Source organism: Chryseobacterium soli (genome assembly GCF_000737705.1).
GTDB classification, from domain to species: Bacteria; Bacteroidota; Bacteroidia; order Flavobacteriales; family Weeksellaceae; genus Chryseobacterium; species Chryseobacterium soli.
This window is the reverse complement of the sequence record NZ_JPRH01000005.1, coordinates 241,372-251,863: the sequence shown is the minus strand read 5'-3', so window position 1 is coordinate 251,863 and position 10,492 is coordinate 241,372. Positions and strand designations below refer to the sequence as shown.

General features: G+C 34.9%; 8 protein-coding genes. 4 read left to right on the top strand and 4 right to left on the bottom strand.

The window, feature by feature from the left end:
- Positions 1-488 precede the first annotated feature (488 nt).
- Positions 489-2,117 (bottom strand): acyl-CoA carboxylase subunit beta, encoded by a 1,629-nt coding sequence (locus IW15_RS14315; RefSeq protein ID WP_034712519.1) that lies wholly within the window; start codon positions 2,115-2,117, stop codon positions 489-491.
- A 437-nt stretch (positions 2,118-2,554) separates the two neighbouring features.
- Between IW15_RS14315 and IW15_RS14310 the strand changes: the two genes are divergently transcribed.
- From IW15_RS14310 to IW15_RS14300, 3 genes are read left to right on the top strand one after another with little or no spacing between them, the layout of a single operon-like run.
- The gene (locus tag IW15_RS14310) at positions 2,555-3,433 is read left to right on the top strand and encodes a DMT family transporter (protein WP_034712516.1); all 879 of its coding nucleotides are present in this window, start codon (positions 2,555-2,557) and stop codon (positions 3,431-3,433) included.
- Between the two features lie 13 nt (positions 3,434-3,446).
- The gene (locus tag IW15_RS14305; RefSeq protein WP_034712514.1) at positions 3,447-4,529 is read left to right on the top strand and encodes a putative type IX sorting system protein PorV2; all 1,083 of its coding nucleotides are present in this window, start codon (positions 3,447-3,449) and stop codon (positions 4,527-4,529) included.
- A gap of 25 nt (positions 4,530-4,554) precedes the next feature.
- The gene (locus tag IW15_RS14300) at positions 4,555-5,295 is read left to right on the top strand and encodes a hypothetical protein (protein WP_034712512.1); all 741 of its coding nucleotides are present in this window, start codon (positions 4,555-4,557) and stop codon (positions 5,293-5,295) included.
- A gap of 198 nt (positions 5,296-5,493) precedes the next feature.
- Here the strand turns inward: IW15_RS14300 and IW15_RS14295 are convergent, their stop codons facing one another.
- From IW15_RS14295 to IW15_RS14285, 3 genes are all read right to left on the bottom strand, one after another.
- A complete protein-coding gene (locus IW15_RS14295) occupies positions 5,494-6,144 on the bottom strand; it encodes a hypothetical protein (protein ID WP_034712509.1) in 651 nt (216 codons plus the stop codon).
- 49 nt (positions 6,145-6,193) lie between these two features.
- The gene (gene uvrC / locus IW15_RS14290; protein WP_034712506.1) at positions 6,194-7,990 is read right to left on the bottom strand and encodes an excinuclease ABC subunit UvrC; all 1,797 of its coding nucleotides are present in this window, start codon (positions 7,988-7,990) and stop codon (positions 6,194-6,196) included.
- Positions 7,991-8,079: 89 nt separating this feature from the next.
- Positions 8,080-8,841 carry a hypothetical protein gene (locus IW15_RS14285; RefSeq protein WP_034712503.1) on the bottom strand — a complete coding sequence of 254 codons (762 nt, stop codon included), beginning with the start codon at positions 8,839-8,841 and terminating at the stop codon, positions 8,080-8,082.
- 129 nt (positions 8,842-8,970) lie between these two features.
- On the opposite strand from IW15_RS14285, the gene hutH reads away from it, so the two are divergent.
- Entirely contained in the window at positions 8,971-10,461 is a 1,491-nt protein-coding gene (gene hutH / locus IW15_RS14280) for a histidine ammonia-lyase (protein WP_034712500.1), read from the top strand.
- Positions 10,462-10,492: the final 31 nt, after the last annotated feature.

Sequence of the window (10,492 nt, the reverse complement as noted above, 5' to 3'; positions counted from 1 at the left end):
TTTTTTTGTGTTATACTCATCTCATACTCATACACGAACCAACCCCAATTATCTCAATACTTTAGACACTACACCAATACTTCAATCACTATATCAATCATTATCAATACCTCAAAATGAATGGTACAATGTATTAATCTACCAATCTAACAATCTAACAATATTACAGTATAATTACTACACCATCAGCTGGCTTCTTACACCATATTCGATTCTTTTACACGGTAAAGAACATTCAATAGGGGCGGGCTTTAGTCGACCGCCTCAATAAATTAGTCATAAATCAATACATAAAATTCCACCGGCTTTAGCACAAATATGCATGTTATATTCAACAAAAAAATTACCAATAATCTTCACGGAGAATATTTGTATATAGATCTTATATAATGGTGGAAAATTTATTGCATAACTCAATATTAAGATAAATTAAAAATGCCATCTCAATTGAGACGGCATTTTATATATTCTTATTGTAAATATGTTACTTAAACCTGAATTACCCCTAAATTAAATTTTTCAGTAATAGGAGAATGATTTGCAGCCTCAATTCCCATAGAAACCCATTTTCTCGTATCAGCAGGGTTAATGATAGCATCAGTCCAAAGTCTGGCAGCAGCATAAGTAGCTTCCGTTTGTTTTTGGTATCTCTTAGATATTGTATCTAAAATTTCATCATGCTCTTCTTTAGTGATTTCTTTACCTTGCTTTTTAAGTGTAGATTCCTGAATTTGAGCTAATACTTTTGCGGCCTGTGATCCTCCCATAACTGCCAGATCAGCCCATGGCCAAGCAACAATTAATCTTGGGTCATATGCTTTTCCACACATCGCATAATTTCCAGCTCCGTATGAATTCCCGGTTATGATGGTGAATTTTGGTACTACAGAATTGGAAACAGCATTAACCATTTTTGCTCCGTCTTTGATAATTCCTCCTTGCTCTGATTTTGAACCTACCATAAATCCGGTCACATCCTGAAGGAATAATAAAGGTATTTTTCTCTGGTTACAGTTGGCAATAAATCTTGTTGATTTATCTGCAGAGTCAGAATAGATTACTCCTCCAAACTGCATTTCTCCTTTTCCATTTTTCACGAGTTTTCTCTGGTTGGCTACAATTCCTACAGACCAACCATCAATTCTTGCTGTTGCACAGATGATGCTTTTACCGTAATCGGGTTTATATTCTTCGTATTCAGAGTTATCAACTAAACATTTGATAATATCATAAGTATCGTACTGGTCGGCTCTGGAAACAGGCATGATCCCAAAAATATTATCCGGACTTTCCTTTGGCGGGAAACTCTCTATTCTATCAAAACCTGCCTTTTCGGTAGTTCCGGTAGATTTCATAATATTTTTAATTCTATTTAGAGCGTCTTTATCATCTTTAGCTTTATAATCCGTAACGCCTGAAATAGAGCAATGAGTGGTAGCACCTCCTAATGATTCATTATCAATCGTCTCACCAATTGCTGCTTTTACAAGATAACTTCCGGCGAGGAAGATAGAGCCTGTTTTATCAACAATCATTGCTTCGTCACTCATAATAGGAAGATAAGCCCCTCCAGCCACACAACTTCCCATAACGGCAGATATCTGGATAATTCCCATTGAGCTCATCTTAGCATTATTTCTGAAAATTCTTCCAAAATGCTCTTTATCAGGGAAAATTTCGTCCTGCATTGGAAGGTAAACGCCGGCTGAGTCTACCAGATAGATGATCGGAAGTTTATTTTCCATCGCTATTTCCTGAGCTCTAAGATTCTTCTTTCCAGTAATCGGAAACCAGGCCCCTGCTTTTACAGAAGCATCATTGGCAACAACAATACATTGTCTTCCGGAAACATGCCCCATAACAACGATAACCCCGCCACTTGGGCATCCGCCATGCTCTTCATACATTTCATAGCCGGCAAATGCACCTATTTCTATGGAGTCTGATCCTTTATCGAGAAGATATTCAACTCTTTCTCTTGCTGTCATTTTACCTTCATCACGAAGCTTTTGAAGCCTTTTTTCTCCTCCACCTTTTTTTATTTCAGCAAGTAGTCTGTTTATTTCAGATAATTTTAATCTATTTTGATCTTCTCGTTTGTTGAATTCAATGTCCATAAATTTCAATTTTTTACGTCTAAAGATACTATTTTTAAAGGGAATGTAGATGAGTATAAAACAAATGTTTAATAGTTTGATTCTCAGAAATTTGTGAAATATTTAACAGCGAAATGTTTTAAATGATAGAGTTTTTTTTTAACTTTACGTTAGAGTAGTGGATATGATTTTATCTGTTCATTGCTCTGTTCCTAGTTTATTTTTTTAATAGTTTATTATTTGAAAGCCCTGAAAGTTGAATAAATTTTCAGGGTTTTTTTTATGTACTAAATGTCAGGAAGAAGAAGAGCATGATTTATATAAAATATGATATCTATCTCATGAAAAATGTTAAAATTGAATGAATAGTTTTATATTGACGTAAAACCCATATTTTTTACAGTATTTGTGAAAGCTATTTGTAAATTTGCATGTTAAAAATTTAAAGAACTTAGGATATGCATAAATTAGCACTTTTTAGATTGCATTTAATTGTCTTTTTGTGGGGGTTCACTGCAATTTTGGGAAAGCTAATTCATGCAAATGCCCAGATTCTGGTATTTTACAGAATGCTGTTTGCTGCCGTATTTCTATTTGTATTCATAAGAGTTTTTAAAAAAGAGAGTATCAAAGTCTCGAAAAAGATATTTTTTCAGCTGGCTGCAATAGGAGTGGCGATGGCTCTCCATTGGTATTGCTTCTTTTATTCCATTAAAGTTTCCAATGTATCTATTGCTTTGAGCTGTTTATCACTCTCAACACTTTTCGCTTCAATTTTAGAGCCGATTATTTTTAAAAGGAAGATCGATGTGATGGAGGTTGTCATGGGAAGTGTTATTGTTGCCTGTATATTATTGATATTTAAGACCGAGTTCCAATATAAAGAGGGAATTTTTTACGGTATTCTATGTGCTGTGTTTGGAACCATCTTTTCGGTTTTTAATGGAAAAATGTTTGGAAAGACCAGTTCTGGGAATATTATATTTTACGAAATTTTCTGTGGATGGTTTGTTTTATTGATATTTTATTTGCTATCAGGACAAATTTTTCAAATGAATGAAATAAATTACAAAGATTTGGCGTTAATATGCTTGTTGGCAAGTGTTTTTACCGCTTTTCCTATGTTGGAATCAGTGAAACTAATGAAGTACATATCACCTTTTACATTAATTTTAACAGTTAATTTAGAACCTGTCTACGGAATTATACTAGCTTTTTTTATCTTTGGAGAATCAGAGCATATGAGTCCTGTATTTTATATAGCCTCAGCCGTGATGATACTGGCAATTGTTGCAAACGGATTGATAAAAGCCAGGAAAACAAAAAAACTTAACTAAGCATCAAATTTATATGATGAAAAAATACTTTTTACTTGCATCTTTATTGCTATTTGGCCTGTCCCAAGCTCAAATTATCAGAAAATATTCCAATGAATTCTTAAATATCGGAGCTGGAGCAAGGGGATTAGCAATGGGTGGTGCTGTTTTGTCCAGCCAGGATGACGTCTATTCTCCCATGTGGAACCCGGCAGGTTTAATGTCTATTGAAATAGACTGGCAGGGAGCAGCGATGCACGCAGAATACTTTGAATCGATTGCAAAATATGATTATCTGGCATATGCCAAAGTTTTGGAAGAAGGCGTTTTTGGAGTATCTGTGGTAAGACTTGGGGTAGATAACATACTGAATACAACCCAAATGATTGATGCAGAAGGAAATATTGATTATGATAAAATTACAAAGTTCTCCCAATCTGATTATGCCGCTATCCTTTCCTATGCTTTTCATCCTGCAGGAAATACTAAATTAGATGTTGGGGTGAATGCAAAAATCGTGTACAGAAATGTTGGTAAATTTGCCAGTGGATATGGTTTCGGTTTTGATATAGGAGCGATTTATAAAGGAGACAATGGATGGAAATTCGGAGGAATGCTTCGTGATGCGACCACTACGGTAAACTTTTGGAGTATTAACCAAAAAGAGCTTTCAACCGTGGTAAACGGGGAGGAATTTAACCCTGCACCGAAGGATAAGATGGAACTTACCATGCCTAAATTAAACTTAGGAGCGAGTAAGGTATTCGAAATTAACAGCAGTGTATATGTTTTACCGGAAGCGGGTATTAATGTAGATTTCGCTAAAACGGCAGCGCTTGTTTCAACAGATTTTGCAAGTATTACGCCTTATGCCGGTGCTGAACTGGGTTATCAGAAAATGATTTTTGTGAGATTGGGAATCAACAGATTTCAGTCCATTACAGATATTGAAGATCTTAAAAGAAAAGTTTCTTTCCAGCCAAGTGCAGGTTTGGGAATACGATATAGAGGTCTTACGTTAGATTATGCGATTACCAATTCTGGTATTGGTGGATCTAATTTTTATTCTAATTTCTTCTCTCTTAAGTTGGATATGGGAGAATTTAGAAATGATTAATGCTTAGAATTAAAATTTAAAATCAATGAAAAAACTTGTAATAATTCTATTTTCTTTTTGTCTGACACTGGTTTTTGGACAGAAGATTTCTGATTATAAATATATTTCAATTCCTGGGAAATTTAAAGATTTTCAGGAAGAATCTTATGGTTTGGACGGTGCTTTAGTAAAAGCTTTACAAAGCAGAAAATACATTGTAATTCAGGGTGATAAAGAACAATGGCCTTCTGATATAAAAGGAAAGTCTTGTAACGTACTTATTGCCAATCTTAAAAATGATAGTAATTTTTTGAGGAATAAATTATTGCTGGAATTCAAAGATTGTAATGATAAGGTTGTATTTACCACTAAAGGAGGTTCTAATATCAAAGAATATAAAGAAGGATTTCAGGATGCTTTGAAGCAGGCTTTAGTATCTGTTCCAGCTTCTAATCCGACAGAAATTCAAGCTGTAGCAAACAATACAGAGCAGCCTAAAAATGAAAATGTGGCTTCTTCATCAGTTGCAGAAAACAAAACTGGAAAATATACAAATGGGAAGATGAGTCTGCAGAAAATACAGATTGATGCCAACCAGTTTATTTTAGCAGATCCTAATAGCTCTGTACCCTACGCAACCTTTAAATTCACCTCTAAAAAAGATGTTTTCAGAGTTAAAATGGCAGACGGAAGTTTTACCATTGGTTACCTGGAAAATGGAGATATTGTGATTGATATTCCACAAGCGAACGGAGAATACTCTAAAGAAATTTTTTCTGGAAGATAATAATTCAAGATTTAGTTTTACATAACATACAATAAGCTCTTGAAAAAGAGCTTATTTTGTTTTTATAAGAATATATCCGAATGAATAAACTTAAGACTTTAGTCTATTGTTTAACTGATCTTGTACACTAGTATAATACAAATAAAAAATGCTGTCTTTACATGAAGACAGCATTTTTAGATAATGATGATAAGTTGTTTATTTATTAAGGAAGCTAATAAGCTTAATTAAGCTCTCTTCCTTATTAAACTTAATTTTGTTTGAGTCAAAAAAACTGTTCAATTCAGCAGTTTTATCAGGATAAAGATCCAGGATGTCTTTTTTGTTTTTAAGAAGTCTGTAAGTACCTTTTTCTGTTTTTACATAATAGACAGGTTCATCTCTTCTAAAGCTAGAATTCGTATCTTTCTTTGCAAAGCTTACCGGATTTTTATTTCCTGAAGGAGCTTCAATTTTGGTGGTGATCTTTTTTAATAGAGAATTCTTTCCATCAGCCAGTACAATGAAATAACCAGGCTTATGATCTATATCTTCTAGTGTAAGTACTAGTTTAGGATTTGTAAACTCAATTCTAGTGTATGGGCTTTCTTTTAGTAGTGTATATACAGTTCCTTCCTTTTTATATTCAATTTCATCGGTGTAGGTATCGTACCTCATTGGCATGATTTCATTACAGCAAGTCGCTTTTGCCGGGCTAAAATTATCATTTAAATAGGGTGATCCTTGGATGTCCGAATATTTTAATGCTTCCCCTTTGGTTGCTGACGTATTCATCTGATACGATACTTCTTGTTGAGAATAACAGAAGCTGATTAAAAATATCAGAAAAGCTGTGGTTATATTTTTCATAAAAATTTAGTTTTTTATTTAGGTAAAATTAGATAAAATGTTTGTTATCTTATTGATTTGCATTGAAAAAATCCCAAATTATTTTTGCTTTGCTTTTTCCCAGGATTTCTTCCAATGTTTCCAGGCTAGACTCTTTGATCCGTTTTACCGATTTCAGTTTTGAAAGAAGAAGTTCAATCGTCTTTTCTCCTACACCCGGAATTTCTTCAAGTTCAGATTTTATCGTGGAATTTGTTCTTCTGGTTCTGTGATGCTTAACGCCAAAACGGTGTGCTTCATCCCGGACTCTCTGCAGAATCTTTAGTGTTTCCGACTTTTTATCCAGATATAATGGAATAGAATCTTCAGGGAAGAAAATCTCTTCAAGCCTTTTTGCGATCCCAACAATCGTAATTTTTCCGTAAAGTCCTAAAAGTCTTAAACTTTTGACAGCAGAAGAAAGCTGGCCCTTTCCACCATCAATAAGGATTAGCTGTGGCAGATCATCCCCTTCATCCAGCATTCTCTTGTAACGTCTGTAAATAACTTCCTCCATGGTGGCAAAATCATTGGCTCCTTCCACGGTTTTAGGATGAAAGATCCTGTAATCGGCTTTGCTTGGTTTTCCGTCTTTAAAAACAACACATGCAGATACAGGATTGGTCCCCTGAATATTGGAGTTGTCAAAACCTTCAATATGACGTGGTTCAACAGGCATTCTCAGTAACTTCTTCATTTCCGCCATGATCCTGTTGGCATGTCTTTCCGGATCCACAATCTGAACCTGTTTTAATTTTTCCAGACGATATTCTTTGGCATTCTTTTCAGAAAGTTCCACAATACGTTTCTTGTCACCAACCTTAGGTACAATTAGTTTTACATTAGGAATTTCTACAGACAAATGAAAGGGTAAAAGCACTTCTTTGGAATCAGATGCAAACTTTTGCCGGATCTCAATCAATGCTTCTTCCATAATATCTTCATCACTTTCCTCAAGTACTTTTTTGATTTCTGTGGTGAAACTCTGAATGATATTTCCGTTTCTGATTTTGAAAAAATTGACGTAAGCTGCAGTTTCATCACTCGTCATTCCAAAAACATCTACATCGTCGATATTAGGATTTACGACGGTGTTTTTCGATTGGTAATTCTCAAGAGCATCCAGTCTTTCTTTAATAAGCTGTGCATTTTCAAACTGAAGAGTCGAAGCATATTTCATCATTTGATTCACCAGATATTCTTTTGCCTTTCGGAAATCTCCCTTGATGATTCCACGGATAGCATCAATCTTTTCATCATAATCTTCCTTGCTTTCAAGATCCTCACAAGGACCTTCACAGTTTTTGATGTGATATTCCAGGCAGACTTTATATTTTCCTTCTGCAATTTTGTTGGGAGAAAGATTTAAATTACAGGTTCTGAGTTTGTAAATATGCTTGATGGTCTCCAGTAAAATTTTTGCAGGCCATACCTTGGCATAGGGCCCATAATATTCTGAACCATCTTTTATGACGTTTCTTGTTAGAAAAATTCTTGGGAATTCCTCATTTTTAATGCAGATCCAGGGATAGGTCTTATCATCTTTCAGCATAACATTATAAAATGGCTGATGCTCTTTGATAAGATTGTTTTCCAGCAACAGCGCATCATATTCACTATTGACAATAGTGGTTTCCAGCCGGTGGATTTTGCTAACCATTATTCGGGTTCTGTAGCCGGAAAGGTTTTTATTGAAGTAGGAGAGAACCCTTTTGTTTAAGTGTTTTGCTTTTCCTACATACAGAAGCTGATCGTTTTTATCATAATAACGATAAACGCCGGGTTCGGAAGGTAAAGTTTTGAGCTGTAATTCTAAAGAAGGATTCATAACACAAAATTACGGAATCCTCTCGTTATTTAAAAGAATAAAAAAAGCTGTAGAATTTTCTACAGCTCTGTATTAAGTTTTGGTTTGTTTTATCCGTTATGCATTTCAGTGTATTCATTGACTAAGAAGCTGAAATAATCCCATTCTACGGAATTTTTCGGATACTTTTTCATGAATTCAGCATTGTCACCGAAAAGAAAATCATAGTTATCTTCAAAATCATCTTTGTGAAGCCACATTATTTTATCTCCTTTTTTTACATAATAAGATTTGATAACGCCACCGCCTAACTGAGGAGAACCCATTACAGAAAATCCTCCGGTTTCCTTAGCTCTTGGATCATGGTACACAGAAATAATATCGTCAAATCCTGGGTTGATAACCTGCATCAGGAATTCTTTATCATCCTTTTTATTCTTTAAAGAAACCGTTTGGTTAACAAAGTAAATACGGTCATTGCTAGTTCCTTTAGTCAGTTTTTTTGTGCTGTAATTTCTGATGTTACCAAAATATTTTGCTGTTTTTGCAATTTTTTCAGCATTGCTCGGATATACATACATTTCACTGATCTGATCTGCATTGAAAGCCATGCTTTTCTTTGAGATACTGTCTTTGATGGAAACTTCGTAGATCTGTCCTTTTTTAGTTTCAATAGTATTGCAAAAGCCTTTATGAGAACTTCCGTCTTTTAAGATAATCGTAGATGTTTTCTTAGGTGATGGAGTGTTGAATCCTTCATTAAACAGATAGGTTTCCATTTTTTTGATTTCTTCCTTTGTGTATTTTACCTTTTGGGCAAAAGAAGATACGCTTGCAAGGCATAATACAAGAAGTAGAGTTTTAAGTTTCATGAGTTATTATTTTTAATATCGGGGGCTAAAATAGTAAATTAAATAACTAGTTTTTATAAAAATATAGGACGCTGAAATTTAGTTTTTGCAATTATCGTTAAATGTGTAATTTTAAGGAAATTTTTAGCAATGATATACGGAGTAGATGTTTTCACTTTCCATGATGTTTTGGAAATTTGTAAAAAACCTAATAAAGCAAAACTTAATAAAGCGGCAAAAGAACAGATTTTAAAATCTCAGCAGAACGTTCAGAAAATTGTAGAGTCGGACAGATGTGTATATGGAATCAATACGGGTTTCGGTCCTTTGTGTGATACTAAGATTTCACCCGATGAAACAGCCCAGCTTCAATATAATCTGATCATCTCTCATGCAGTAGGAGTAGGAAAGCCGATTGATAAAGAGTTTTCTAAAATTATGATGATTGCTAAAGTTCACGCATTATCGAAAGGATTCTCCGGAGTTTCCCTTGAAGTTATCGAAAGATTGATCCTGATGCTTGAAAAAGATATTATTCCTGTAGTTCCTGAACAGGGATCTGTAGGAGCTTCCGGTGATTTGGCTCCGTTAGCCCATCTTGTACTCCCTCTTTTAGGATTAGGACAGGTGTGGGAAGGAAATGCTATTTATGATACTCTGGAGATCTTAGAGAAGCATCATCTTGAACCTTTAGTATTGGGACCCAAAGAAGGACTAGGATTAATCAACGGAACACAATTTATTCTGGCACACGCCATTAAAGGCTTAGAAAAATTTGAATACTTATTAAATTTGGCAGACATGACGGCTGCCATGAGTATCGAAGCCTATAGAGGTTCTGAAAGCCCTTTTAAAAAAGAACTTCACGATATCAGACCTTTTGAAGGAAGTAAGAAAGTAGCCGCAAGAATGGTTAAATTCTTAAAAGGATCTGAAAACATGAAAGCGCATGAAGATTGCGAAAGAGTTCAGGACCCTTATTCTATGAGATGTGTTCCTCAGGTACACGGCGCCAGTAGAAATGCTTTTGAGCATCTTAAGATTATGGCTGAAACAGAATTGAATTCTGTAACGGATAATCCAATTGTATTAAGTGCTGAAGAATCAATTTCAGGAGGGAATTTCCACGGCCAGCTGATGGCAATGCCTTTAGACTATGCAACGTTGGCTGCTGCTGAGCTGGGAAATATATCAGACAGAAGAAGCTATTTATTACTGGAAGGAAAATACGGACTTCCAAGATTGCTAACCGAAAGTTCAGGATTGAATTCAGGCTTTATGATTCCGCAATATACCTCTGCAGCATTGGTAACGGAAAATAAAACGTTGTGCTTCCCGGCTTCTGCAGATTCTATACCGACAAGTTTAGGTCAGGAAGACCATGTTTCTATGGGAAGTATTTCAGGAAGGAAATTTAATCAGGTTCTTGGGAATCTTGTAAATATTTTAGCGGTAGAATTAATGTTTGCAGCCCAGGGATTGGAGTTCAGAAGACCTTCAAAATGTTCAAAAATCATTGAAGATAACGTTGCGATCCTTCGTTCTAAAGTTACCAAGCTTGAAGAAGACCGATTGATCGGAAAGGATATGCTGGCTATCGCAGAATTAATTAACGAAAGAAAATTTATCGTTGAAATTTAATTATAACAATAACGGTTGTGTAATTGGATTT

Coding starts and splice junctions, on each gene's coding strand:
- IW15_RS14310 (WP_034712516.1), top strand. CDS start 2,555: ATGCATAAATTAGCACTTTTTAGATTGCATTTAATTGTCTTTTTGTGG.
- uvrC (WP_034712506.1), bottom strand. CDS start 7,990: ATGAATCCTTCTTTAGAATTACAGCTCAAAACTTTACCTTCCGAACCC.
- hutH (WP_034712500.1), top strand. CDS start 8,971: ATGATATACGGAGTAGATGTTTTCACTTTCCATGATGTTTTGGAAATT.
- IW15_RS14285 (WP_034712503.1), bottom strand. CDS start 8,841: ATGAAACTTAAAACTCTACTTCTTGTATTATGCCTTGCAAGCGTATCT.
- IW15_RS14315 (WP_034712519.1), bottom strand. CDS start 2,117: ATGGACATTGAATTCAACAAACGAGAAGATCAAAATAGATTAAAATTA.
- IW15_RS14305 (WP_034712514.1), top strand. CDS start 3,447: ATGATGAAAAAATACTTTTTACTTGCATCTTTATTGCTATTTGGCCTG.
- IW15_RS14300 (WP_034712512.1), top strand. CDS start 4,555: ATGAAAAAACTTGTAATAATTCTATTTTCTTTTTGTCTGACACTGGTT.
- IW15_RS14295 (WP_034712509.1), bottom strand. CDS start 6,144: ATGAAAAATATAACCACAGCTTTTCTGATATTTTTAATCAGCTTCTGT.